This is a genomic window from Amycolatopsis sp. NPDC021455 (assembly GCF_040640995.1).
Classification (GTDB): Bacteria; Actinomycetota; Actinomycetes; order Mycobacteriales; family Pseudonocardiaceae; genus Amycolatopsis.
In genome coordinates this window covers 69117-93045 of record NZ_JBFACT010000033.1, presented here as the reverse complement: position 1 = coordinate 93045, position 23929 = coordinate 69117, and the positions used below count along the sequence as shown (strand labels likewise).

Sequence of the window (23929 nt, the reverse complement as noted above, 5' to 3'; positions counted from 1 at the left end):
CCGCGTGGGCAGTATCCGACCTTCGTGCCCCGCTGAGCAAGACCCTTCTCGTCTGGCCGGAAAATTCCCACCACCGAACGCCACATTGGGTGCGTTGGACGCAACCAACGCCACATTGGGGCGCTTGAGAGCCGGGGTCAGCGCTGCTGGAGGTGCTCGGCTCGGAGGGTGGGCGGGGCCGCGCGGTCGGCGGTGGCCTCGTCGGCGGTGCGGGCGCCCGGGAGGTCCGGGGCCTGGCCCGTGCGGGCGGCGAGCTCGTCCTCCACCGCGTCGAGGAACTCGTCGACTTCGCGCTCGTCGTAGCCGCGCTTGCCGATCAGCGGCTTCGAGAACATCACGTGGTGCACTTCGGCGGCGGTCAGGTCGTCCTCCTCGGCGAACGTCTTGGCGATCCGCCGGACGAACTCGTCGACCTCGTGCTTCGCGTAGCCACGGCGGCCGATCGGGGCGTTACCGAAGGTGACCTCGGCGAGGTCTTCGGCGGTGAACGACATGGAACTCTCCGATTCCGGGGTTGGGCGGGTGCGAACTCCCGTACACCGTCCTAACCCGTGAACAGGCGGCCCCGATAGGGGTAATCCCCAACCTCACCCCGACGGGCGGCCTCGCGTCCGCCTTCGGGTGAGTTCGCGCTACCCAGCGCTGTGTGGCCGAGTTCACACGGTCGTGGTCAGCGCCCGAACCACTTCCGGGTGCCCTGCGGCCGCTGCTGCGGCTCCTCGGCCACCGCCGGCGGTGGCGGGTTGCGCAGCTCCACCAGCGCCGCCTCGGCCTCGTCGAGGAACAGGTCGACCTGGGCCTGGTCGTAGCTGCGCATGCCGACCGGCATGATCGTGAACTCGACGTAGTGGATGTCGTCGGGGGTCAGGATGTTCCGCCCGGCCAGCGCCTCTGCGATGAGGTCGAGGAAGGCGTCCACTTCGTCCTCGTTGTAGCCGCGACGGCCGAACCGGGGCTTGCCGAACGCGATCGACCGGACTTCGTCAGGGGTCATGGCTTCACCTCGCACCCATGTCAGCCCGCGTGGAAGGAGTTCTGCGCGGCCGCGAGGCCGGTGCCCACCAGCGCCTCGGTCGCGTCCGCACAGCGGTCCACCTCGAACGGGAGCTCCTTGCGCTCGACCGTCGAGAAGTCCTTCAGCACGAAGTCCGCGGGGTCCTGGCGGCCCGGTGGGCGGCCGATGCCGAAGCGCACCCGGTAGTAGTCGCGGGTGCCCAGTGACTTCGTGATCGAACGGAGTCCGTTGTGGCCGTTGTCGCCGCCGCCGAACTTGAGCTTCAGCGCGCCGAAGTCGACGTCGAGCTCGTCGTGCACCACGACCACCCCGGACGGCGGCACCTTGTAGAACTTCGCCGCGCCGGCCACCGGCCCGCCGGAGAGGTTCATGTACGACCGCGGCTTCACCAGCACCACGCGGCGGCCGGCCAGCCTGCCCTCGAGGACTTCGCCGCCCGTCTTGTGGGCCTTGAACTTGCCGCCGACGCGGGCGGCGAGCTCGTCCAGCACCATGAACCCGACATTGTGCCGGTTTCCGGCGTACTGGGGTCCGGGATTGCCGAGGCCGGCGAGCAGGATCAGCTCGCCGGCCCCGGGCACATCTTCGGTCATGCAGTAATGCTATTCGGCGGCTTCGGCCGACTCTTCGCCAGCTTCGGCCTCGTCGCCGGTCTCTTCACGCTGCGGCTCGTTGACTGCCACGACGAGCGACTCCGGGTCGGTGACCAGGGTGGCGCCCTGCGGCAGCTGGATCTGGCCGGCCAGGATCTGGGTGCCGACCTCGAGGCCCTCGATCGAGACCTCGACCTGCTCCGGGATGTGCAGCGCCTCGACCTCGACCTGCAGGGTGTCGACGTCCTGGTTGACCAGGCCGCCCGGGCCGGGGGTGCCGGTCACGACGACGGGGACGTCGACGGTGACCTTCTCGCCGCGCTTGACGACCAGCAGGTCGACGTGCTCGATGTAGTTCTTCAGCGGGTGCACCACGATGGTCTTGGTCAGGGCCAGCTCGCTGGAGCCCTCCAGGTCCAGGGTGATGACGGCGTTCGAGCCGTTCTCACGCACGACGCGGGCGAACTCGATCGCGGGCAGCGCGAAGTGCCGCGGGTCCGCGCCGTGGCCGTAGAGGACGGCGGGGATCTTGCCGGCGCGACGCGTGCGGCGCGCGGCGCCCTTGCCGAACTCGGTGCGCGGCTCGACGGACAGACGTACCTCGGACACGGTGTTGCACTCCTTCAAATCAAGACAGCATGCTGCGGCGGGGAGAAGCCGTATGTTTGTTTCAGGAAGTTTCGGCGGCGAGTTTCCGGGCGTGCACGACGACGGGGGCTACTCGAGCCGCCGCGTCGATCACGCCGGGCACCCCAGAAGGGCCCCGCCTCGCCGAGACAACCTCAAGAGTGTAAACCAACCTCATCACGGTGGGTTGCGGCGGGTGCCCGCGCCAGGCTAGAACCCTCCTTGAACCCGGTATGTGACGACACAAATCCGGTGGCGGCAAGACACCGGCTCGAGGTGTGCTCGGCACAGCGGGAAGCGAGGGGCGGAAAAATGCGGGCTCGACGGAGCAGGGTGGCGGCGGTGCTGCTGCTGGGCGGGCTGCTGTCCGGCTGCCAGGTGGCGGTCGCCGGCACCGCCGGGGTCTCCGCGGCCGACCAGCAGACGGCCGACCGGCGCGCCGAGCAGCGCGCGGCGGTCGACTCGGCCCTCACGGCGCTGGGACAGGCGCCCGCGGTCGCGCTGAAGTCCACGGTCAAGGGCGCCGACCAGCAGTTCCGGGTGACCCGCGGCGGCACCGCCGTCGGCGGGCTGCCGCTCGACGGGCGCTTCGTCCAGGTGGCGGCCGCGGGTGGCCAGTTCTACCTGCAGGCCGACGCCGACTACTGGAAAGCGCACGCGATCGACGAGGACACGCAGTTCGGCACGAGCTGGGTGCGCTCGCTCGGCTCGGAACTGCCCTTCGACCCCGCGGCCCGGTTCGCCCCGGGCGCGCTCGCCGAAGGCCTGCGCAAGGCACTGGCCGGGCTCGACCGGCTGGGCGACCCGGTCAAGGAGAAGCTCCCCGACGGCACCGAGGTCTACACGCTCGGCGCCGCGCCGAGCGTCCTGCGCGTCACCACGGCCAAGCCGAACCGCGTCGTCAGCTTCGCCCCGGCGCTGCTCGACCCGCAGGCCGGCCCGAAGTTCGGCGCGGAGTTCCTCCTCGCCCCGCTCGCCGGGGACGCGCTGAAGACGTTCCACACCGACCTCGACGGCACCCTCGGCGGGCTGGGGCAGCCGTTCGAGGGGCTGGTGCAGGCGAGCGCCGTCGTCACGAACGACAACCTCGACTGCAAGGACTTCGTCGGCTCGTGCACGACGACGGTCGACGTCTCCAACAGCGTGGTCGGCTCGCCGGCCTCCGGCGGGAAGAGCGTCGTGCACATCACCCTCTCGGTCGAAGTCAGCGCGGAGTCGCTCGGCGCGCAGACGTGCACGGCGAACGGGGACGCGGAGCCGTACGCGACGATCAAGCTGTCCTGCACGGTGAAGTTCAAGCTGCCCAACCGCACGGCCAGCTACCAGGTGCTCTCCAAGCCGAACGCGACGGCGGAGGTCCGCGCGGCCCTCGACGTCAACGCCGTGAAGCAGCAGGTGGCTGCGGAGTTCGCGGGCCTCGGCGGCTGACCTGGACACCTACCCCCGGGTGTGTTGCTTCCGTTGAAGTAGGTGATCTTCGGTTCCTAGCATCGGCTGTACACAGCCGAACGCGAATGGAGTGGAAGATGGCCAAGCTGGTGGTTTTCGGGGCGACCGGGTACGCCGGGGGCCGGATCGGCGCCGAGGCGCTGCGGCGCGGGCACGAAGTGGTCGGCGTCGCCCGGAACGCCGGTTCGGTACCCGAGGGCGTCGACGAGCGGCAGGGTTCGCTGCACGACGAGGAGTTCGTGGCGGGCTTGGCGAAGGACGCCGACGTGTTCGTGGTCGCCACCCCGGCCCGCGCGATCGACGGCAAGAAGCTGATCGACGCCGTGCCGGCCCTGGCGCGGATCGCGAGCGAGAACGGCGTCCGGCTGTCGTTCGTCGGTGGCGCCGCGAGCCTGCACGTGGCCGAGGGTGGCCCGCGCCTGTTCGACACCCCCGAGTTCCCGGACGAGTACAAGGACGAAGCCGGCAGCCACGCCGAGGTGCTCGGCCTGCTGCGCGAGCAGCCCGAAGAGCTGGACTGGTTCTACGTCAGCCCGGCCGCCGAGTTCGGTGCCTGGACGCCCGGCGAGCGCAAGGGCGAGTTCCGGATCGGCGGCGACGTCCTGCTGACCGACGAGAACGGCAAGTCGCACATCGGCGGCGACGACTTCGCGATCGCGTACGTCGACGAGATCGAGCAGCCGAAGCACCGCCGGGCGCGCTTCACCGTCGCCTATTAGTCAATGTCCGTGAAGGCCTCCTTACCGGCTCTTATGGCCGGGAAGGAGGCCTTCACGGACTTCGCGCATCACCGGCGCGAAGGTCTCGAGGTACGGCTCGAAGACCGTGATGTACGAGAAGCCGTAGCGTTCGCGCCGTGCCACCAGCTGTCCGGCGATCTCCTCGACCGTGCCCAGCAGGAGCTGGGGCGCGTCGAGGAGTTCGCCGACGTCGCGCACGGTGCTGCGCCCGGTTTCCTCGTGCCACGCCGCCGCGGCGGCCCGCCGGTCCTCGGTGACCACCACCCGCTGGACCAGCATGTTGTACTCGACCTCGCGGTTCCCGGCACGTGACCTGAAGTGGGCGACCCGCTCGTCCACCGCTTCGGCGTTGTCGAGCTTGAACGTGCCCGGCGGCTTCCCGGGTTGTTGCCGCAGCCCGCCGAACCCGACGACGTCCGCGTGCTCGGCGGCGAGGTCCAGGACGCCGTCGCTGTTGCCCGCGATGAGCAGCCGGGGCAGCTCGAGCCCCTCGTCTTCGAAGTGTTTCCGCAGGTAGCCGATGCTTTCGCCGAGGTAGGCGATGCGCTCGGACGCCTTCCGCCACGGCAGCCCGGCGGCGTCGAACTCGCTCTTCATGTGCCCGGCGCCGAGCCCGAGATCGAGCCGCCCGGCCAGCAGTGCGGCCGTCGTGGAGGCTTCGCGCGCGAAGAGCGCGAGGTTGTAGAAGGGCACATTGGACACGAGCGTGCCCAGCCGCGGCCGCTCGGTGACGGCGGCCGCCATGGTCAGCGCCGGGAAGGGCGCGTACCGCCCGGTGCCCAGGTGGTCGGACACGGTGATGGCGTCGTAGCCGAGTTCCTCGGCCCGGCGGCACTTGGCGATCCACTCGTCCCGGCCGCCGACATCGCGGAGGCTGACGCCGAACTCGAAGTTCCCCATGACCGGCACGCTAATGCCGGAAGATCCGCCGGGCGCGGGATTTCGCGCCCGGCGGAAGGAAGCCTCAGGCGTTGCCGTCGAACAGCGACGTCACCGAGCCGTCGTCGAAGACCTGCTGGATGGCCTCGGCCAGCATCGGCGCGATCGACAGGACCGTCAGCCCCGGGAACCGCTTCTCCGCCGGGATCGGCAGCGAGTTCGTCACGATCACCTCGCGCGCCTTGCACTGCGCGAGCCGCTCGGTCGCCGGGTCCGACAGGATGCCGTGGGTCGTCGCGATGACGACGTCGGCCGCGCCTTCGTCGATCAGCGCTTCCGTCGCCTTCACGATCGTGCCGCCGGTGTCGATCATGTCGTCGATCAGCACGCAGAGCTTGCCCTCGACCTTGCCGACCACGCGGTTCGCCACGGCCTGGTTCGGCTTGTCCGGGTCGCGCGTCTTGTGGATGAACGCGATCGGCCGGTCGCCCAGCGTCTGCGCCCACTTCTCGGCCAGCCGCACGCGGCCCGAGTCCGGGGAGACGACCGTGATGTCGGCGTCGCCGTAGGTCTTCTTGATGTGGTCGGCCAGCACGGTCTGCGCCATCAGGTGGTCGACCGGGCCGTCGAAGAAGCCCTGGATCTGCGCGGTGTGCAGGTCGACCGTCATGATCCGGTCGGCGCCCGCGGTCTTGAACAGGTCCGCGATCAGCCGCGCCGAGATCGGTTCGCGGCCCTTGTGCTTCTTGTCCTGGCGCGCGTACGGGTAGAAGGGCATCACCACGGTGATCCGCTTCGCGCTCGCCCGCTTGAGCGCGTCCACCATGATCAGCTGCTCCATCACGTACTCGTTGATGGGCGTGGTGTGCGCCTGGATGACGAAGGCGTCGGTGCCGCGGACGGACTCCTCGAACCGGACGAACAGCTCGCCGTTGGCGAACGTGTGCGCCGTCTGCGGGGTGATCTTCACGCCGAGGTGGACCGCGACCTCTTCGGCGAGCTCCTGGTGTGCGCGCCCGGAGAAGAGCATCAGGTTCTTCTTCGGCGTGCCCTGCTTCTGGCTCATGCTCGCGACTCCCCGTCGGTTCCTGCTGCTGAATCGGCGTCGAGGGCGGCCTGGGCCGCCTCCGCCGCGGGTGTACCCGGCCGGCGCCGGACAGCCCAGCCTTCGATGTTGCGCTGCGGCGGCGCCGACACCGCGAGTGTGCCCGGGGGGACGTCCTCGCGGATCACGGCACCCGCACCACTGTAAGCGCCGTCACCGATGTGCACCGGGGCGACGAAGGTGTTGTCCGCTCCCAACCGGACATACGACCCGATAACGGTCCGGTGCTTGTTCACTCCGTCGTAATTCACGAAGACGCTGGAGCAGCCGATGTTGCTGTGTTCGCCGATCGTGGCGTCGCCGACGTAGGTCAGGTGCGGCACCTTCGTGCCGGCGCCGATCTCGGCGGCCTTCGTCTCGACGAACGCGCCGAGCTTCGCCTTGACGCCGAGCTTGGTGCCCGGCCGCAGGTAGGTGAACGGGCCGACGTTGACGCCGTCGCCCAGTTCCGAGTCCGAGCCGTGCACGCGCACCACGCTCGCGCCGGCGCCGATCGTCACGTTGGTCAGCGTGCTGTCCGGCCCGACCGTGCTGCCCTCGCCGACCGACGTCATGCCCTTGAGCTGCACGCCGGGCTCGATGACGACGTCACGGGACAGGGACACGCCGGCGTCGATCCACGTCGTCGCCGGGTCGACGATGGTGACGCCCTCGCGTTGCCAGCGCTGCACGATCCGGCGGTTCAGCTCGGCGCCGAGCGCCGAGAGCTGGACGCGGTCGTTGACGCCCTCGGTCAGCCACGGGTCGTCGACCACGAGCGCGCCGACGTGGAGTCCGTCGCCGTTGGCGATGCCCAGCACGTCGGTGAGGTACAGCTCGCCCTGCGCGTTGTCGGTCGAGAGGCGCGAGAGGCCGTCACGCAGCACGGCGGCGTCGAAGGCGTACACGCCCGAGTTGATCTCGGTGATCTCCGCCTGGTCCGGGGTGGCGTCCTTGTGCTCGACGATCCCGGTGACCTTGCCCGCGCTGTCGCGCACGATCCGGCCGTAGCCGGTCGGGTCGGCGACCACCGAGGTGAGGACGGTGACGGCGTTCTTCGCCTCGGTGTGCTCGTCGAGCAGCGCACCCAAGGTCGCGGTGTCGAGCAGCGGGACGTCGCCGTAGCTGACGATCACGGTGCCGGTGAGGTCGGCGGGCAGGGTCGCGAGGGCGCAGCCCACCGCGTGCCCGGTGCCCTTCTGCTCGGCCTGCACGGCCGTGCCGACGGCGCGCCCGAGGGCCGCGCCGACCTGGGCGAGATGCTCGCCGACTGCCTCGCGGCCGTGGCCGACCACCACCACGAGGTGCTCGGGGTTCAGGCCGGCGGCGGCCCGGACGGCGTGCTCGACCAAGGGCCGCCCGGCGATCGGGTGCAGCACCTTCGGCGTCGAGGAACGCATGCGGGTGCCCTCACCCGCGGCGAGGATCAACGTGCTCAGCGGGCCGGTCAACGGCGCTCCCAACGGTGGCTCCGGTCGCAGCTTTCACGTGAAAGCTATCCGGAGGCGCCGCTCCGGCTCGCTTTCACGTGAAAGCTGCGCGTTTGTCGGGCACCGATCCTAACCGTGGTCTTCGGCGTCCCACGTGGGGTCGGTCGGAGGGGCCTCCGCCGCCCAGGCGGCGGCCGGGTCGGCGGCCATCGAGTTGGCCGACGCCACCTGGTTGCCGCCGCCGCGTTTCGCCTGGTACATCGCCGCGTCCGCGCGCGCGAGGACCTGCTCGCCGCGCTCCTGCGGCCGCAGCGAGACCAGGCCGATCGACAACGTGACGCCGTGCGAGAGGTGGTGCGGGAGGCCGGCGACGGACCGCACCGCGCGGCCGAGCGCCATCTTCGCCGCGGACGCCGGTGTGCCCGGGAGCAGGACGATGAACTCGTCGCCGCCGTAGCGCGCCACCAGGTCGTCACCGCGCAGGGCGTCACGAAGGGTGCTCGCGACGACACGCAGCACGTTGTCGCCTTCGGCGTGCGACTGCTTGTCGTTGACGCCCTTGAAGCCGTCGAGGTCGACCAGCGCGACCGCCAGCGGTTGCGCGTCGGCCGAGGATGCGAGCTGGCGCAGCTTCTCGTCCAGCGCGCGCCGGTTCGGCAGTCCGGTGAGCGGGTCCTGCAGTGCCTGCTGGGTGATCGCGCCGTGCTCGGCGGACAGCCGTTCGTGCTCGCGGCGGGCGTTCAGCGTGGCGATCTGCGACTCGCGCAGGCTCCACATCTCGGATTCGAGGCGGCGCGCGTAGTCGATCAGCGACTCGCTGGCCCCGGACGCGTAGTCCGGGGTGGTGTCGAGCCGGGCCAGCTCGCGGGCGACGTTCAGCCGCATCGACGGCTGCGAGGTGTCGTCGGCGATGGACTGGCGGGTCTCGCGCAGCACCGCCAAGGCCTCCTCGCGGCGCCCCTCCTTGTCCAGGCAGCGAGCCAGCGCGATCGCGACGATCTCCCGGTCGTGGCCGAACGCGCGCTCGGTGTAGAGGTTCTGCAGCCGCTCGATGTGCTCGGCGCCGGGCTGGTTCAGCGCCGGCGCCGCGGCCAGGACGCCGACCTGGTCGATCGCCGCGACGTTCGCCTTGCGCGGGAAGAGCGACTCGGCGAACGGGCCCTCGGCCGCGGTCCCCATCGACGCCGCGGTGCGGAACTTCTCGGCGCTCTCGTCGTAGGCGTCGATGCGTTCCAGCCGCAGGCCCCAGCCGAGCAGCATCTTGATGCGGTTGATCAGCTGCAGGGCGATGTCGTGCGGGCTCGCGCTCTCCCGGATCGCCGAGGCCGCCCGGCCGATCACCTCCTCGGCCGCTTCGTAGACGCCGAGCTGGTTGAGCACCAGCCAGCAGTCGATCAGCGTCGTGGCCAGCAGGCGGTTCCAGCTGCGCAGCCCGACCTGCCGGTCGGGGATCGTGGAGTCGTCCAGGATGGCCAGCGCCCTGGCGATCTCGGTGAGCGCGGCGTCCTCCTGCGCGGCGATCACCAGCCGCCGCCCGCGCAGGGCGTGCGCGTCGGCGCGCAGCAGGGCGATGCCGTGCCGCCGGGTGTGCGCGAGCATCTCGTCGAGGCGGGGCTCGGCCTCGGGGGCCAGGCCCTTGGTGTTCAGCCGGGCGAGGGCGGACGAGCGCAGCAGCTGGGCCACGAGGAGCGGCTCACCGCGCCGCTGGGTCTCGTCGAGCAGTTCGTCCAGCATCTCGACGATCTCGAGCTGCTGGGTGTACTCGTGCCGCTGGACCGCGGCGTTCAGCTCCCGCGCGCGCCCGACGATCCAGGCGTCGGACATCTCGGCCAGCGCGGGGCGCCTGGCCGCCACCGGGTCGGTCGCTTCTTCGGTCAGCGCCAACCTCCCGGTGTCGTGGGTTCCGGTCCTTCTGCTGCTCCGCCGCCAGGATTCGAACCTGAACTGTCAGAACCAAAATCTGAAGTGCTGCCGATTACACTACGGCGGATCGATCCTGGTCAGGATAGCGACGATCGGGTGTCGTCCGCGCGGGGGATGCGTTAGCCGCGTCTGCGCCGGGTACATCGCTTCCCGGAGAGGTGTGTGGGTTCGGGCACTCCCCAGCCGCTCGAACCTCCTGTACCGTAACTTACGGCATCGTAGGTTAGGTCACCCTTCGTACAGGGCGCCCGTGCAGGAAGAAGTGAAGCGTATGACGGCCACGCTCGACCGTTCCCAGCCCACCGGGGAGCCGCCGGCCCCCAAGGGGCCCAAACCTGTCATCGACGGCCAGCGCGGGATCGGCGTGCAGCTGTCGGTCTACTTCGGCGTGATCGCACCGCTCGTCGCCCTGCTGGTCGCGGTGCCGTTCGCGTGGGGCTGGGGACTGAGCTGGGTCGACGTCGGCATCTTCGTGGTGTTCTACGCGATCAGCGGCCTCGGGATCACGGTGTCCTACCACCGCTACTTCACGCACGGGTCGTTCAAGGCCAAGCAGTGGCTGCGCGTGTTCATGGCCATCGCGGGCAGCATCGCCCTGCAGGGCCCGGTGATCACCTGGGTCGCCGACCACCGCCGCCACCACGCGTTCTCCGACCGCGACGGCGACCCGCACTCGCCGTGGGCGTTCGGCACCTCCCCGTGGGCCATCGCCAAGGGCTTCTGGCACGCGCACATGGGCTGGCTGTTCGAGCGCGACCAGACCAACGCCGAGCGCTTCGCGCCCGACCTGGTCAAGGACCCGGCGATCAAGAAGGTCGACGACCTGTTCTGGCTGTGGGCGCTGGTCAGCCTGGTGCTGCCGGCGATCCTCGGCGGGCTCATTTCGTGGTCGCTGTGGGGCGCCGTGACGGCGTTCTTCTGGGCCGGGCTGGTCCGCATCTGCGTGCTGCACCACGTGACCTGGTCGGTCAACTCGATCTGCCACATGATCGGCGAGCGCCCGTTCGCCGCCCGCGACAAGTCGGCGAACTTCTGGCCGCTGGCGATCTTCTCGTTCGGCGAGTCGTGGCACAACCTCCACCACGCCGACCCGACGTCCGCCCGCCACGGCGTCAAGCGCGGCCAGATCGACATCTCCGCGCGGCTGATCTGGATCTTCGAAAAGTTCGGCTGGGTGCACGACGTCCGCTGGCCCACGCCCCAGCGATTGGCCCGAATCGCCACCGAAAAGGGCTAGTCAACTAGGCTGCCCCGATGGCGGGGAGACGACGTTCGAAGCGTGAGCAGCAGGTCACCGGGGCCCGTCCGGCCGCCCCGGTGACCCGGGTCCGGATGACCGGGACCGAGCGGCGTCAGCAACTGCTGAACGTCGCCCGGGCGTTGTTCGCCGAGAAGGGCTTCGACGGTACGTCGATCGAGGAGATCGCCCACCGCGCCAACGTCTCGAAACCCGTCGTGTACGAGCACTTCGGCGGCAAAGAGGGCATCTACGCGGTGGTCGTCGACCGCGAAACGCAGCTGCTGCTCGACCGGATGGTCTCGACGCTGCACGGCGGCCACCCGCGGGCGATGCTGGAACAGGCGGCGACGGCACTGCTGTCGTACGTCGAGGACTCCCACGACGGGTTCCGCATCCTCGTCCGCGACTCCCCGGTGGCGAGCTCCACCGGGACGTTCTCCACGGTGCTGAACGACATCGCGAGCCAGGTCGAGCACATCCTGGCCCAGCAGTTCGCGGCCCGCGGCTACGACGAGAAACTGGCGGCGCTGTACGCGCAGGCCCTGGTGGGCATGGTCGCGCTGACCGGCCAGTGGTGGCTGGACGCGCGCAAGCCCAAACGCGACGAGGTGGCCGCGCACCTGGTCAACCTGGCGTGGAACGGGCTCTCGCACCTGGAGCACAAGCCGAAGCTCCGGCTGGGATAAACGGCTCGACGGCGCTGCCACAGTAGTGGGTATGGCCGAGCTTCCGACCGCCGCGGACGTGCGGCTCATGCAGGGGCTGGCGCAGCGGGTCACCGCCACCCGCCCGGACCTGGTGAACAGCGACGCGTCGTTCGGCGAGCTGGCCTGGAACTGGGGCCGGACCCGCGGCGGGGGCGAGCGCCGGCTGTGGTTCTCGGGCGGCGAGCTCGTCGCGTGGGGCTGGGCCCAGCTTCCCCGCCGGCTCCAGCTGAACGACGGCTCGACGAAGGACATCGCCCACGCCTATCTGGCGTACCAGGTGGATCCCGGCCACGCGGGACTGCTCGACGAGGTGATCGGCTGGTACGACACCACGGCCGCCGGCCTCCGGCGCACGGTCCTCCCGGGCGCGGCGGACTCGTTCGCTTTGCGGCGCTGGGCAGCGCACGGCTACGAGCCCGACGCCCCCGATGCCTGGTCGCAGCTCAACGAGCGTGACCTCACCGACGTGGAGAAGCCGTCGCTGCCGGCCGGATTCTCGTTCCGCACGGCCGCGGAAGTTTCGCCGGAAGCCGTGGTCCAAGCGCACGTGGACGCGTGGGCGCCGACGTCGTACACGCTTTCGTCGTACGAGGGCCTTCGCCGGGCCCCGGGATACCGCGGCGACCTGCACGTCCTGGTGGAGGCCCCCGACGGGACGATGGCGTGCTCGGCGATCATGTGGCTCGACGAGCTGAACGAGACGGTCGAGTTCGAGCCGGTCGGCACGCACCCGGGCTACCGCCGCCGCGGTCTCGCGAGGGCGATGTTGCTGCACGGGCTGCACTTGGCGCGGGCGGCGGGCGCCCGGCACGCGACGGTCGCGTGCATGGGAGCGCCCGCACCGGCGCGGGAGCTGTACTACGGCGTCGGGTTCCGGGAACTGTCGCGGGACGCGCCGCTCGTCAAGACCTAGCCGTGGCGCTGCGGCGCAGAAGCTCGGCGAAGGCTTGTGCCGCGGGCGTCAGCGCGTGGTCGGTCATGCGGACGAGGAGGATCCGGCGCACCGCGGTGCGCGGCCGCAGCGGCAGCACCTTGACGCCGGGGCGGACGCCGTCCAGGGCCAGGGTCGGGGCGAGCGCGACGCCGATGCCGGCCGCCACCATGGCCTGGGCTTCCTGGTAGTCGTGGGCCTCGTAGGCGATCTGGGGTTCGAACCCGGCGGCGCGGCAGCTGCGGGTCAGCGCCTCGGCCACCGGGTGGTTGTCGGCGCGGGTGATCCAGGCGTCGTCCGCGAGCTGGGCGAGAGAGGCGCTCCGGCGGTGGGCGAGCGGGTGCCGGTCGCCGACCAGGAGCGCGGGCGGGTCGTCGAGGAGCGGGACGACGGTCGCGTCGTCACGGTCGATGCGGCACCAGTCGTAGTCCCACATCAGGGACAGCTCGATCTCCCGGTTCTCCAGCATCCGCCACAACCCGGCGATGCGGCTGCTGCGCACGGTCAGCCGGATTCCCGGGTGCGCTTCCTTGAAGGCGATCACCGCCGGCGGGAGCAGGGAGGCGCCGACCGTCGGGAACGTGCCGACGCGCAACGTGCCCGCGCGCAGCCCGGCGAAGTCGGCTAGCTCGTTTTCGGCGGCGGTGAGTTCCCGTTCGATGCGCTCAGCGCGCTCGACCAGGACGCGGCCGGCGTCGGTGAGCGTTACGCCGCGCGCGTGCCGCTCCAGCAGCGGCTGCCGCGCCTCGGCCTCCAAGCGGCTGATCTGCTGCGACACCGCTGACGGCGTGTAGTTCAGCGCGCGGGCGGTCGCGGTCACCGAGCCGCGCCGGGCCACCTCGGCCAGCAGCAGCACTCGTCGGACGTCCAGCATCACTTCACCCAGAGCGTTCAGTTCAGGTTAATACCCATGCAGATTTTCGAGATTGTACTTCACGCTCTCCTCGTCGATGGTGGAACGCACACCAGTCCGCTCGAGTCCACAGAGGAGTCCGTTGTGCTGCGCTTGCCGGGCGAGATGATCCGTGGGGGGACCAGCAAGTGCTGGATCTTCGCCCACGACGACGTCGTGGCGGCCGACGTGGACGTCGACGTCCTGCTGCGCGCGGCCTTCAACGCGGCCGACCCCCGGCAGATCGACGGCGTCGGCGGCGCGTCCTCGACCACGTCCAAGGCCGCGATCGTGCGGACCTCGGCCGAACCCGGAATCGACATCGAGTACGCCTTCGCCCAGGTGGGCATCGGCGAGGAACGGGTCGAGTGGGCCAGCAACTGCGGCAACTGCGCCACCGCCGTGGCGCTCTACGCGGTGCACCACGGTCTCGTCGCCCTCGGCGCGCGGACCACGACCGTCCGCATGGTCAACGCCAACACCGGCGCGCGGCTCACCGGCACCATCCCGACGCCCGGCGGCGTCGCCCCGGACGAAGGCGAGGCGACGGTGCCCGGCACTGCCGCCCCCGGGGTGCCGGTGCTGCTGGGCTTCGAGGACCCCGCGGGTTCGACGACCGGTGCCCTGCTGCCCACCGGCCGTCCCCTCGACGTGCTGCCCGGGCCGGCGGGCGCCGTCGAAGTGTCCCTTGTGGACGCTGGAGCGCCGGCCGCGCTGTTCGACGCCAAGGCCTTCGGCCTCGACGGTTCCGAAACCCTGGACAGCTTCGCCGCCGCGGTGCCCGTGCTCACGACGCTGCGCCGGGACGCGGCGCTCGCCATGGGACTGGTCCGGCCGGACGATCCGGTCAGCCACGCGGTGCCGAAGGTCGGCGTCGTCGCGCCTCCGGTGGCCTACCGGACGATGCACGGCGTCGACGTCGACGCGGACTCCTACGACTTGGCCGTGCGCATGGTCTCCATGCACGCACCCCACCCGGCGATCGGCCTGACCTCCGCGGTCGCGCTGGCCACCGCCGCCGTCACCTCGGGCACCCTCGCCCACCGCGCCGCCCGGCCGACCGCCGGCGGCACGCTGCGCCTCGGCACACCCGCCGGCGTGCTCGAAACCCGGACGGTGCCCGGGAAATCCTCCTCGTCCCCCACGGTGCTGCTGCGGCGCGCCGCCCGGCGCATCGCCCGCGCGGAACTCCACGTTCCGGTCCCCGCGCCGCTGTAGAAAGGAAACCCGCCATGAGCCGCAACGCCGCCGCCATGGGCGCTGCCCCTCCCTCCTCCCCGCACCGCGTCCGGCGGTTGCTGTCCCACCTCTACGTCCAGTGCCTGATCGGCGTTCTCCTCGGCGCCGCCGTGGGCTGGCTCTGGCCCGCGTCCGGCGCCGGGCTCAAGCCGCTCGGGGACGGGTTCATCGCGCTGGTCAAGATGATGATCGCGCCGATCATCTTCTGCACGGTCGTGCACGGGATCGCCACGATGGGCAACGCGCGCGCGGTCGGCCGGGTCAGCGTCAAGGCGTTGATCTACTTCGAAGTCCTGACGACCGTAGCCCTCGTGGTCGGGCTGGTCGTGGTCAACGTCGTCAAGCCCGGCAGCGGACTGCACGTCGACGTCGCCACCCTGTCCACCGAGCACCTGCCGGCGGCCGCGAGCCAGACCCACGAGAGTTTCGCCGACTTCCTGCTCGGCATCATCCCGGCGACGCTGGTCAGCGCGCTGACCGGCAAGGAGATCCTGCCGGTGCTGCTGGTGTCCGTCCTCTTCGGATTCGGCGTGCACGCGAGCGGCGAGGCGGGCGCGGGACTGGCCCGCGGCGTGGAGAAGTTCTCGGGTGTGCTGTTCACGATCATCCGCTGGGTCATGCGGCTGGCCCCGGTCGGCGCGTTCGGCTCGATGGCCTTCACGATCGGCAACTACGGCCTGGGCACGCTGCGCCACCTGGCCCTCCTGGTCGGGTCGTTCTGGCTGACCGCGCTGTTCTTCGTGCTGGTCGTCCTCGGCTCGGTGATGCGGCTCAACGGTTTGCGGCTGCTGCCGTTCCTGCGTTACATCAAGGAAGAGCTGCTCATCGTCCTGGGCACGTCGTCCACCGAGCCGGTCCTGCCGCGCATGATGGCCAAACTGGAGCACGCGGGTGCCGCCAAGCCGGTCGTCGGCATCACCCTGCCCGCCGGCTACTCGTTCAACCTCGACGGCACCGCGATCTACCTGACCATGGGCGGCGTCTTCCTCGCCCAGGCCTTGGGCATCCAGCTCAGCTTCGCCCAGCAGCTGACGATGCTCGCCGTCATGCTGCTGACGTCGAAGGGCGCCGCGGGCGTCACCGGCTCCGGGTTCATCGCGCTGGCCGCCACGCTCAGCGCCATCCCGCACGTCCCGGTCGCCGCGCTCGCACTGATCTTCGGCATCGACCGGTTCATGTCCGAGGCCCGGGCGCTGACGAGCCTGGTCGGCAACGGTGTCGCGACGCTGGCCGTGGCCCGCTGGGACCGTCAGCTCGACGTGGCCCGGGCACAAGCGGTCCTGCGCGGCGACCTGCCGTTCGTGCCCGCCCCGACGGCCGTGGCGGCGCCGAAGGCTACCCCCGAGCCGATTGCGGAGCCGGTCCCCGCTGGTCGCTGAGGTCTCGCCGGGAGCGCTTCGGCCCTCCCGGCGAGACACGGCCTATGGGAGCTGCCCGGTGTCGTGCAGGTGGTCGAAGATCAGCTGGGCCACCAGGGAAACCCGCGGCCGGTCCGCGTAGGCGAGCCAGGCGATCTCCTCGATCTCGGCGGCGGCTCGCGGGGTTCCCCGGTACCGCGCCGAGTAGGCCGTCGTGCGGACGAGCGTGCCCTCCGGGTGCCCGTGCGCCTGGCCCTCGAACGTGCCCGCCGGGGTGATCGACTCGACGGTGATCTCGACGCCGAGTTCCTCGCGGATCTCGCGCACCAGCGTCTCGGCGTCGGTCTCGCCCGGCTCGCGTTTGCCGCCGGGCAGGTAGAACTTGTCCTTGCCGCGGGAGCGGGCGGCCAGGACCCGGCCGTCCACCACGTGGATCCAGGCGATCTTGTCGATCACGCCAGGCCGGCCAGCGCCTCGTCCGTCGTCACGACCGTGCCCAGCCGGGGGAAGATCTTCGTGATCGCGTTTTCGTGCGAGATGTCCGAAAGCGCCGTCATCGCGTCGGACACCGCGACCGTGTCGTAGCCGTGGTCGGCGGCCGCGCGCAGGGTCGACTCGACGCCGAACTCCGTCGCGATGCCGCCGAACACCACCGTGCGGACGCCCGCGCCGCGCAGGAACTCGTCGAGGTCCGTGCCCGCGAACCCGCCGATCGTGTACTTCGTGACGATCTTGTCGTCGCCGGGTTCGAAGACCAGCTCGCTGCCCGGCGGGTTGTCCGGCCGCGACACCCGCACGATCACCACCGGCGCTCCGGCCGCGCGGAACGCCTCCCGCAGCCGCAGGGCGTTCGCGACCACTTCTTCGCCGGTGTACGGCGTGGTCGGCAACTGCACGACCCGTTCCTGCAGGTCGATCAGCACGAGCGCGGAGGTGGCCGCGTCGATCTTCGTCATGCCCCGATCCTAGGCAGTATGGTCGGGGTCATGGGGAACTCCAGGGAAGTCGTGGTGACCGGAGGCGGCACGGGCATCGGGTACGCCGTCGCGGCCGCCTTCGCCGGCGCGGGTGAGCGCGTCACGATCACCGGGCGGCGCGAGAAGGTGCTCACCGAGGCCGCGACGCTCCTGGGCGCGCGAGCCGTCGTGTTCGACGCCGCCGATCCCGCGGCCGTCGAAACCGCACTGGCGGAGTTGCCGGACCGCGTCGACGTGCTCGTCAACAACGCCGGGGGCAACACGGACTTCCTCGACGAGGACGGTGGCGGGAACGGCCTGGCCGGCTTCGCGGCCGCGTTCGAACGGAACCTCCGGTCCAATGTGGTCAGTGCCGCCCTGGTGACCCACGCGCTGCGTGAACGGCTCGCCGACGGGGCGCGGATCGTCACGATCGGCTCGATCGCCGCGCACACCGGCGCCGGGTCCTACGGTGCCGCGAAGGCCGCCGTCGAAGGGTGGAACGTCAGTGTGGCCAGGGAGTTCGGTCCGCGCGGGATCACCGCGAACGTCGTGGCGCCGGGACTGGTCGGGGACACGGAGTTCTTCCACGGGCAGCTGAGCGACCGCCGCCGGGAGTGGCTCGTCGGCAACACGATGAACAAGCGCCCCGGCACGCCGGACGACGTCGCCGCCGTGGTGACGTTCCTGGCGAGCCCCGCCGCCGGGCACGTCACCGGCCAGGTCGTGCACGTCAACGGCGGCGCCCACCTGGGGCGCTAGCACGGTTGGAGCCGGTCCCGGGGCGCCAGGTCGGCGGTGGCGCCCGGGGACCGGCGCGGTGCTGCCGCGGGAACGCTTTCTTCGGACCGCGTCCAACACGCGTCGGGGGTGGCGGAACCTCTGGTGCACACCATGGTCCGCGCTCCGCCACCCGGAGCGGAAGTGTCCACGGCACCGCGCGGCCGTGGCTTTTTCACGGTCAGGCCGGGGTGACCCGCAGCAGCTTGTCGTCGGTGCCGTCGGACGTCGTCACGTAGAGCGCGCCGTCCGGGCCGCTGCGGACCGCGCGCAGGCGGCCGAACTTGTCGTTGAACTCCGGTGGCAGCGAGACGTCGAGGACCTTGCCCGCCGGGTCCAGGTGGAACAGCAGCAGCTTCTGGCCCTTGAGCGCCACCACGACGAGCGCGCCGTCGTTCGGGCCCCACTGCGCGCCGGTCAGGAACGCGTCGCCGCTGATCGCCTCGGTGATCTTCCCGGACGTCCACAGTGGACTCACCGCGTCCGGGAACCGCTTGAGGTCGGTCATCGGCACGCTCTCGTCGTAACTGGAGTCCGTGCCGCCCTTCGACGGGTCCCAGCCGTAGTTCCCGCCGGGCTTCAGCAGGTTGACCTCGTCGTCGAACGTCGGCCCGTGCTCGGCGGTGATCACCTGGCCGCTGCCGGGCCGGATCGCCACGCCCTGGACGTTGCGGTGGCCGTAAGTGTAGATCAGCCGTTCCCGCGCGTCTCCCGAGTTGATGAACGGGTTGTCCGGCAACGGGTTCCCGGTCTTCGCGTCCAGCCGCAGCACCTTGCCGCCGAGGGAGTGGCGGTCCTGCGCGATCGACGCGCGCGCCGTGTCGCCGGTGCCGACGAGCAGCGCGCCGTCCGGGGCGAACGTCGGGCGGCAGCCGGAGTGCCTGCCGCTCGGGTTCACCGGCAGCCCGGTGAGCAGGTCCTTCACCTTCGTCGCGCTCGCGCCGTCCTCGGCCAGCCGCCACGTGACCAGCCGGATGTCGACGGCCTTGCCGCCCTCCTGGTGGTCCTGGCAGGTGATGAACTCGCGGCTGGTCGAAAAGTCGGGGCTGACGACCATGCCGAGCAGCCCGCCTTCGCCCTTGACGAGGACGTCGGAGAAGTCGGCGCGCACCTCGGACGCCTTGCCGTCGCGGATCAGCGCGAGCTTGCCGGGCCGCTGCGGCACGAGGATGCCGCCGTCGGGCAGGAAGCCGACGTCCCAGCCGTGCTCGAGCCCGGCGGTCACCGTCTCGACCTTGAACTTCCCGGTCGCCGCGGCCGGGGTGGGGGCGGGCGGGACACTCTGGACGGGCTGGCTGGCCGCCCCCGAACAGCCCAGGACCGCCCAAGACACCACACCGAGGAGAGCCAGCGCACGCCGCATAGGGGTCATCCTGCCACCAACCGGTGAAATCGCCGTTCGCCGCCGGGGGAGTGACCGATCAGGAGCCCGGCCGCACCAGCCCGGACTCGTACGCGAAGACCACCGCGTGGACCCGGTCGCGCAGCCGCAGCTTCGCCAGGATCCGGCCGACGTGCGTCTTCACCGTCGTCTCGCCGATGTACAGCTTCGCCGCGATCTCGCCGTTCGACAGTCCGCGCGCGATGAGGCCCAGCACGTCCTTCTCGCGCTCGGTCAGCACGCCGAGCTTCTCGGCGTCCACGGGGCCGCGGTCGTCGGCGAGGTAGCGGTCGAGCAGCCGCCGCGTGACCGACGGCGAGACCATCGAGTCGCCGCGCAGCACGCCGCGGATCGCGACCAGCATCTCTTCCGAGGGCGCGTCCTTCACCAGGAAACCGCTGGCCCCGCCCCGCAACGCGGCATACGCGTACTCGTCGAGGTCGAACGTCGTGATGATGAGGACGCGCACGTCGGGCAGCTCCGCGCAGATCCGCTCGGTCGCCGCGACGCCGTCCAGCACCGGCATCCGGACGTCCATCAGCACCAGGTCCGGCCGCAGCTCGCGGGCCATCGCGACGGCTTCCTCGCCGTTGACGGCCTCGCCCGCGACGGTGAGGTCGTCCTGGCTCTCGACGATCATGCGCAGCCCGACGCGGACCAGCTGCTGGTCGTCGCAGAGCAGGATCCGGGTGGTCACGGCCGGACCACCAGGCTCGCGCGGACGCGGTAGCCGCCGTCGGGCAGCGGCCCGGCCGACAGCTCGCCGTGGTACATCTCGACGCGCTGGCGCATCCCGGCCAGTCCGCGTCCGGACGACGGCAGGGCCGGGGCCGGCGACGCGTGGCCGCCCGTGTTGGTCACCTCGATCCGGATCTCGGGTGGCTCGAAGGCGACGCCGACGCGGCCGGTCGCGTCGGCGGGGGCGTGCTTGATCATGTTGGTCAGTGCCTCCTGGACGATCCGGTAAGCCTGGAGCGCGGCGCTCGCGGGCAGGGTGCCCGGGTCGCCGGTGACGTCGAGCGTGACAGCACGCCCGGACTGCTCGACGAGCCCGCGCAGTTCGTCGAGCGTCGGCTGGGGACTGCGTGCCGCCTGGCCGGCGTGCAGGACCTCGAGGAGCCGCCGCAGCTCGGCCAGCGCGTCCCGGCCGGTGTGGACGATCGTGTCGAGCGTGCGGTCGACGGCCGCGGGGTCGCGGTGCCGGGCGAGCTTCGCCCCCTCGGCGTTCAGCACGATCACGCTCATGCTGTGCGCCAGCACGTCGTGCAGCTCGCGCGCGATCCGGGTGCGTTCTTCCGCGACCGCCGCGCGCGACTGGGCCTCGGCGAGTTTCCGCTCCTCCGCGGTGAGCTCTTCCTTGGTGCGGAAGAACTCCCCGAGTGCCCACGCCGCGATGTCCAGCGGGAGGCTGGCGAAGATCGTCAAGGTCGGGTTCCCGGTCTCCGGCGCCCAGAGGGAACTCCACTGGACGTCCAGCACGAGGATCGCCACGGCGATCAGCGCGGCGAACCACCGGTGCCGCAGCTTGACCAGGGTGAACAGCGCGACCGCCATGGCCAGTTCGGTGCGGCCGCGGTCGTACGCCCAGATCTCGTTGAAGTACACCGCCGCCGCCCCGGCGATGGTCAGCACCGCGACCGTGCGCGGGAACCTGCGGCGCACCAGCAGCGGCAGCAGGAACAGCATCGGGATCGCGCGGGTGGTCCACGGCTCCTCGCCGGACGGGGTGGGCGCGAGGAAGAGGAACACGGCGTACAGCGGCAAGTCCACCGTCCAGCCGTGCCGCCGCACCCACATCACGAGTCTTTCCACACCGCTGAACGTAGTGCCGGGACCCCGTCCGGGGCGTCCTTCCTCCGGCCCGATCGGGTCCTCCTCGGGGAGGACATGATCGGCCGGTCCGGCGGACTCGCGGCCACCCGGCCCGTTCCTAACGTCGGAGCCATGTCGATCACCAGCGAATTCCTCCGCCACCCGGTGCTGACCGGGGCGATCGCGCCCAGTTCACCGCGGCTGGCCGAAGAGATGACCGCGGGCCTCGGCCTCGAACGCGCGGCGCGCGTGGCCGAGCTCGGTCCAGGCACCGGTGTGTTCACCGAAGCGGTCCTCGCGTTGCTTCGCCCCGAAGCGCGGCTGACGGCGGTGGAGATCAACCCGCGTTTCGCGGCGTCGCTCAGCGAGCGGTTTCCGCAGGTCGACGTCGTCACGGGCTCGGCGGAACACCTCGCGCTGAACGACGTCGACGTCGTCGTCTCCGGTCTGCCGTGGACGGCGATGACCGCGGCGAGGCAGCAAGGCATCCTCGACGCCGTCACCGCGGCGCTGGTCCCGAACGGCCGGTTCACGACGTTCGCGTACGCCCACGCGGCCTGGACGCCACCCGCGCGCCGCTTCGCCGCGTCGCTGCGAAGCCGTTTCGCCGTCGTGGAACGCACTCCGGTGGTTTGGCGCAACCTGCCGCCCGCGTTCGTCTACCGCGCGGCGCTGCCGGTGGCGGTGGGGAGGGCCCGGCGTGGACAGCCTGCTGCGGCCTCTGCTTGACGCGCCCGCGCCGCTCGTCTACCTGGTCTGCGCGCTGGTGATCACCGCGGAAACCGCGCTGCTGCCCGGAATCGTGCTGCCGACGTTGTCGACGTTGCTGCTGATGGGGTTCCTCGCCGAGCGGGGCACGCTCCACCTCGGACTCGCTTGGGTGGTGGCGATCGCCGCGGCCGTGCTCGGCGACCAGCTCGCGTACCTCGAAGGGCGCCGCTGGGGACCGAGGCTGACCCGCCGCGTGGGCCAGGACCGCTGGCAGCGTGCGGAAAGGGCGGTCGCGCGCTACGGCGTCCCGGCGGTGATCGCGGGCCGCTGCCTGGCCGGCGTCCGGACGCTGGTACCGCGCGTCGCGGGTTCGGCGGCGATGCCGTACCGCCGGTTCGCGGCGGGCAGCGTGGCGGCGGCGGTGCTGTGGGCGAGCGCGGAACTGCTCGTCGGTCACACGACCGCGGCGGTGCTGTGAAGCCGTTCCGCGGTTTCGGCGTCCTACGAAAGCCCCTCATCTTGCGCCCATTCTAGAACACTCCGTCCGGAGAGGATCATGTTTGCGACAAAGTTTGCAGTGCCTTCGGCCAATGCTGTGGGGAGCCCTGAGCCCGTGACCTCCTGAAAATGGCCTATGACGATGAGTTGCAGAGCGTAGAAGAACCTGTCTTCGGGTGGCAATGGCTCTTCCCATGGGTGTTTGTATCCATTTTTCAGCATAGTCATGAACTTTTTTGGCAAGATATCATCGCCATCGGTTACGATCTGCACCTTGCACAATAAGTCGTACAATGCGAAAGATGCTGCCCGATAAGGCTGTTGCGAGTCGCCCTTATTGCCGAATTTTTCCGCCGTGGAGTAGTTGTCCATGGCGACGAGGTATCGGCCGAAGGAGTGCTCTATCCTTGCTTCCCAGGCTATCGAGGTAGCGGCAGCCTGGTCGAAAATTGCAGATTCTTCAAACTTCAAGGCAACTGATTGCTTGTCGGAGAGTAGAAGTTCGATCGGATCAACCTGCATCCTCGGGTACGTGAACCAACCGCGATCGGCGCTGACATCCCACAGTACGACCACGACTGTCTCGGCGCTGTACGCCCATCGGATGGCACGGTCGATCGGTACGCGGACGCTCTTCCTCTTGAAAGCATCAGGATCGATGTGCAAGCGTCCCTTGACTTGGACCCATATTCGAGAAGGATCCACTTCGCCTCTCAATGAAGTCTGGACGAGCAGATCTTCGCCGTAGTCATTCCTGACTTCGTCCACGGCGGCGTCGATTTCCAGCCAGATACGCGAGACAGCCGCGGCCGCCTTCGATCCGATCACGTGTTGGAGTGGCCTCTTCGGCATGGTAACTACTCTCACACGACCGCGGCGGTGCTGTGAAGCCGTTCCGCGGTTTCGGCGTCCGCGGGCAGGAACGTCTCCAGCTTCAGCTCCGACACCGTCACGTCCGCCGCCGTCGCGAACGTCGTGATCGCGGTGATCAACCGCAGTTCACCGGCCGAAGTGGACAGCCGGACCGGCACCGCGAACCCCAGGTGCTCCGGGCCGGGCGCCGGCGCGGGCGGCAGGTACCCCTCCAGCTCGGCGAGCTGCGCGGCCAGCCGTTCGTCCGGCAGGCGGGCCAGGTCGTTGCGGAGGCGTTCGAGGATGTGCCGCGCCCAGTCGTCGAGGTTGGCCACGCGCGGCGCCATCCCGCGCGGGTGCAGCGCCAGCCGCAGCGTGTCCACCGGTTCGCGCAGCAGTTCCGGCGCGACACCTTCGGTGAGCAGCTTGAACCCGTCGTTGGCCGCGACCAGCACGCCGTAGCGGTCGACGACGATCGCCGGGTAGGGCCGGTGGCCGTCGAGCAGCCGCCGCAGCCCGTCGAGCACCGGCCGGATCGCCGGGTCGCCGAGCCGGGTCTCGGGGTACGTCGGCGCGTAGCCGGCGGCGTGGAGCAGGCCGTTGCGCTCGCGCAACGGCAGTTCGAGGGACTCGGCGACGCGCAGCACCATGCCGCGGCCGGGCACCGAGCGCCCGCTCTCCATGAAGCTCACGTGCCGTTGCGTCGTCCCCGCGCGCAACGCCAGGTCGAGCTGGCTGAGCCGCCGCCGGGTGCGCCAGTCCTTGAGCGCCGTTCCGAAGTCCACGGGTCCATCCTGGTCGGCCGCGCCATTCCCCGCGGGGAATTGAGGGC

The 23929-nt window shown here is 70.6% G+C and carries 26 protein-coding genes and 1 tRNA gene; 10 read left to right on the top strand and 17 right to left on the bottom strand.

The genetic code is table 11. The annotated features are described in order from the left end of the window. Positions 1-137 precede the first annotated feature (137 nt). The 4 genes from AB0G28_RS30050 to AB0G28_RS30035 form a co-directional block, all read right to left on the bottom strand. The gene (locus tag AB0G28_RS30050; RefSeq protein ID WP_361096330.1) at positions 138-494 is read right to left on the bottom strand and encodes a DivIVA domain-containing protein; all 357 of its coding nucleotides are present in this window, start codon (positions 492-494) and stop codon (positions 138-140) included. A gap of 176 nt (positions 495-670) precedes the next feature. Further along, positions 671-994 (bottom strand): DivIVA domain-containing protein, encoded by a 324-nt coding sequence (locus AB0G28_RS30045; protein ID WP_361096327.1) that lies wholly within the window; start codon positions 992-994, stop codon positions 671-673. Between the two features lie 20 nt (positions 995-1014). Beyond that, positions 1015-1608, bottom strand: coding sequence for an aminoacyl-tRNA hydrolase (gene pth / locus AB0G28_RS30040; RefSeq protein WP_361096324.1), 594 nt, complete (start codon positions 1606-1608; stop codon positions 1015-1017). Between the two features lie 9 nt (positions 1609-1617). Further along, the gene (locus AB0G28_RS30035; protein ID WP_361096321.1) at positions 1618-2217 is read right to left on the bottom strand and encodes a 50S ribosomal protein L25/general stress protein Ctc; all 600 of its coding nucleotides are present in this window, start codon (positions 2215-2217) and stop codon (positions 1618-1620) included. A gap of 351 nt (positions 2218-2568) precedes the next feature. Between AB0G28_RS30035 and AB0G28_RS30030 the strand changes: the two genes are divergently transcribed. Together AB0G28_RS30030 and AB0G28_RS30025 are read left to right on the top strand one after the other, a co-directional pair. Continuing rightward, on the top strand, positions 2569-3663 hold the full coding sequence (locus AB0G28_RS30030) for a hypothetical protein (RefSeq protein ID WP_361096351.1): 1095 nt from the start codon (positions 2569-2571) through the stop codon (positions 3661-3663). A 98-nt stretch (positions 3664-3761) separates the two neighbouring features. Then, a complete protein-coding gene (locus AB0G28_RS30025) occupies positions 3762-4403 on the top strand; it encodes an NAD(P)H-binding protein (protein ID WP_361096318.1) in 642 nt (213 codons plus the stop codon). 21 nt (positions 4404-4424) lie between these two features. Here AB0G28_RS30025 and AB0G28_RS30020 read toward each other — a convergent pair whose 3' ends face one another. The 5 genes from AB0G28_RS30020 to AB0G28_RS30000 form a co-directional block, all read right to left on the bottom strand. Then, positions 4425-5324: a TIGR03621 family F420-dependent LLM class oxidoreductase gene (locus tag AB0G28_RS30020; RefSeq protein ID WP_361096315.1), complete on the bottom strand. Its 900-nt coding sequence runs from the start codon at positions 5322-5324 to the stop codon at positions 4425-4427. 64 nt (positions 5325-5388) lie between these two features. Next, positions 5389-6369 (bottom strand): ribose-phosphate diphosphokinase, encoded by a 981-nt coding sequence (locus AB0G28_RS30015; protein ID WP_361096312.1) that lies wholly within the window; start codon positions 6367-6369, stop codon positions 5389-5391. Continuing rightward, complete coding sequence (gene glmU, locus AB0G28_RS30010) at positions 6366-7838, bottom strand: bifunctional UDP-N-acetylglucosamine diphosphorylase/glucosamine-1-phosphate N-acetyltransferase GlmU (protein ID WP_361096309.1); 1473 nt, start codon at positions 7836-7838, stop codon at positions 6366-6368. The genes AB0G28_RS30015 and glmU overlap by 4 nt, the downstream gene beginning before the upstream one ends. A 108-nt stretch (positions 7839-7946) precedes the next feature. Next, entirely contained in the window at positions 7947-9701 is a 1755-nt protein-coding gene (locus tag AB0G28_RS30005) for a GGDEF domain-containing protein (RefSeq protein ID WP_361096306.1), read from the bottom strand. Positions 9702-9735: 34 nt separating this feature from the next. After that, positions 9736-9807: transfer RNA gene (locus tag AB0G28_RS30000), tRNA-Gln, on the bottom strand. A gap of 204 nt (positions 9808-10011) precedes the next feature. Here AB0G28_RS30000 and AB0G28_RS29995 point away from each other — a divergent pair. The 3 genes from AB0G28_RS29995 to AB0G28_RS29985 all read left to right on the top strand — a co-directional run bounded on the left by AB0G28_RS29995 (position 10012) and on the right by AB0G28_RS29985 (position 12600). Next, positions 10012-10977, top strand: a complete 966-nt coding sequence (locus AB0G28_RS29995) for an acyl-CoA desaturase (protein ID WP_361096303.1) — start codon at positions 10012-10014, stop codon at positions 10975-10977. 95 nt (positions 10978-11072) lie between these two features. Next, on the top strand, positions 11073-11666 hold the full coding sequence (locus AB0G28_RS29990; protein WP_003062116.1) for a TetR/AcrR family transcriptional regulator: 594 nt from the start codon (positions 11073-11075) through the stop codon (positions 11664-11666). A 31-nt stretch (positions 11667-11697) separates the two neighbouring features. After that, positions 11698-12600, top strand: coding sequence for a GNAT family N-acetyltransferase (locus AB0G28_RS29985; protein WP_361096300.1), 903 nt, complete (start codon positions 11698-11700; stop codon positions 12598-12600). On the opposite strand, the gene AB0G28_RS29980 is transcribed toward AB0G28_RS29985, so the two are convergent. Beyond that, positions 12590-13492 (bottom strand): LysR family transcriptional regulator, encoded by a 903-nt coding sequence (locus tag AB0G28_RS29980; protein ID WP_361096297.1) that lies wholly within the window; start codon positions 13490-13492, stop codon positions 12590-12592. The two genes, AB0G28_RS29985 and AB0G28_RS29980, sit on opposite strands and share 11 nt — an antisense overlap. A gap of 123 nt (positions 13493-13615) precedes the next feature. Between AB0G28_RS29980 and AB0G28_RS29975 the strand changes: the two genes are divergently transcribed. Both AB0G28_RS29975 and dctA read left to right on the top strand, forming a co-directional pair. Beyond that, complete coding sequence (locus AB0G28_RS29975; RefSeq protein ID WP_361096294.1) at positions 13616-14728, top strand: PrpF domain-containing protein; 1113 nt, start codon at positions 13616-13618, stop codon at positions 14726-14728. Between the two features lie 14 nt (positions 14729-14742). Next, on the top strand, positions 14743-16128 hold the full coding sequence (gene dctA, locus AB0G28_RS29970; RefSeq protein WP_361096291.1) for a C4-dicarboxylate transporter DctA: 1386 nt from the start codon (positions 14743-14745) through the stop codon (positions 16126-16128). A 42-nt stretch (positions 16129-16170) separates the two neighbouring features. Here the strand turns inward: dctA and AB0G28_RS29965 are convergent, their stop codons facing one another. Together AB0G28_RS29965 and AB0G28_RS29960 are read right to left on the bottom strand one after the other, a co-directional pair. Continuing rightward, positions 16171-16563: an NUDIX domain-containing protein gene (locus AB0G28_RS29965; RefSeq protein WP_361096288.1), complete on the bottom strand. Its 393-nt coding sequence runs from the start codon at positions 16561-16563 to the stop codon at positions 16171-16173. Continuing rightward, positions 16560-17063, bottom strand: a complete 504-nt coding sequence (locus tag AB0G28_RS29960; protein WP_361096285.1) for an isochorismatase family protein — start codon at positions 17061-17063, stop codon at positions 16560-16562. The genes AB0G28_RS29965 and AB0G28_RS29960 overlap by 4 nt, the downstream gene beginning before the upstream one ends. Before the next feature lie 30 nt (positions 17064-17093). On the opposite strand from AB0G28_RS29960, the gene AB0G28_RS29955 reads away from it, so the two are divergent. Next, a complete protein-coding gene (locus AB0G28_RS29955) occupies positions 17094-17825 on the top strand; it encodes an SDR family oxidoreductase (protein WP_361096282.1) in 732 nt (243 codons plus the stop codon). A 199-nt stretch (positions 17826-18024) separates the two neighbouring features. On the opposite strand, the gene AB0G28_RS29950 is transcribed toward AB0G28_RS29955, so the two are convergent. From AB0G28_RS29950 to AB0G28_RS29940, 3 genes are read right to left on the bottom strand one after another with little or no spacing between them, the layout of a single operon-like run. Beyond that, positions 18025-19206 (bottom strand): PQQ-dependent sugar dehydrogenase, encoded by a 1182-nt coding sequence (locus AB0G28_RS29950; RefSeq protein WP_361096279.1) that lies wholly within the window; start codon positions 19204-19206, stop codon positions 18025-18027. A 58-nt stretch (positions 19207-19264) separates the two neighbouring features. Beyond that, the gene (locus AB0G28_RS29945; protein WP_361096276.1) at positions 19265-19921 is read right to left on the bottom strand and encodes a response regulator transcription factor; all 657 of its coding nucleotides are present in this window, start codon (positions 19919-19921) and stop codon (positions 19265-19267) included. Continuing rightward, on the bottom strand, positions 19918-21021 hold the full coding sequence (locus tag AB0G28_RS29940) for a histidine kinase (RefSeq protein WP_361096347.1): 1104 nt from the start codon (positions 21019-21021) through the stop codon (positions 19918-19920). The genes AB0G28_RS29945 and AB0G28_RS29940 overlap by 4 nt, the downstream gene beginning before the upstream one ends. A gap of 147 nt (positions 21022-21168) precedes the next feature. On the opposite strand from AB0G28_RS29940, the gene AB0G28_RS29935 reads away from it, so the two are divergent. Together AB0G28_RS29935 and AB0G28_RS29930 are read left to right on the top strand one after the other, a co-directional pair. Further along, a complete protein-coding gene (locus tag AB0G28_RS29935; RefSeq protein WP_361096273.1) occupies positions 21169-21765 on the top strand; it encodes a methyltransferase domain-containing protein in 597 nt (198 codons plus the stop codon). Further along, positions 21737-22225, top strand: coding sequence for a DedA family protein (locus AB0G28_RS29930; protein WP_361096270.1), 489 nt, complete (start codon positions 21737-21739; stop codon positions 22223-22225). The genes AB0G28_RS29935 and AB0G28_RS29930 overlap by 29 nt, the downstream gene beginning before the upstream one ends. A 23-nt stretch (positions 22226-22248) precedes the next feature. On the opposite strand, the gene AB0G28_RS29925 is transcribed toward AB0G28_RS29930, so the two are convergent. Both AB0G28_RS29925 and AB0G28_RS29920 read right to left on the bottom strand, forming a co-directional pair. After that, positions 22249-23073, bottom strand: a complete 825-nt coding sequence (locus AB0G28_RS29925) for a DUF4365 domain-containing protein (protein ID WP_361096267.1) — start codon at positions 23071-23073, stop codon at positions 22249-22251. Between the two features lie 35 nt (positions 23074-23108). Then, positions 23109-23882, bottom strand: coding sequence for a helix-turn-helix transcriptional regulator (locus AB0G28_RS29920; RefSeq protein ID WP_361096265.1), 774 nt, complete (start codon positions 23880-23882; stop codon positions 23109-23111). Positions 23883-23929 lie beyond the last annotated feature (47 nt).